Raw genomic sequence first — 264 nt, forward strand, 5'->3', positions numbered from 1 at the left:
GCGGCACCGCGCGCAGCGCGCTCAGGTAGTCGGTGCGCGCGAACTGCGCGACTTCCTCGACGAACGCGCCGAGATCGCTCGGCGCCGGCTTGATGCCGAGCTTCTTGTGATACCACGCGTCGGCCGCGGCGGTCGGCAGCGCGCCCACCGGGTTGCCGGCCTGCCGGTAATCGAGGATCGACGATTGCAGCGTGACGCCGTTCAGGTCGACGCCGTCCTCGTGCAGCTTGTATGCGAGCACGCAGCTGCGCGCGGTGCCGTACG

General features: G+C 70.5%; 1 pseudogene. It reads right to left on the reverse strand.

Going from position 1 to position 264, the window contains the following annotated elements:
• Positions 1–264: pseudogene (locus A9Z05_RS05695) on the reverse strand (peptidase S1); the annotation flags it as partial.

Source organism: Burkholderia sp. A2 (assembly GCF_001729305.1).
GTDB classification, from domain to species: domain Bacteria; phylum Pseudomonadota; class Gammaproteobacteria; order Burkholderiales; family Burkholderiaceae; genus Burkholderia; species Burkholderia sola.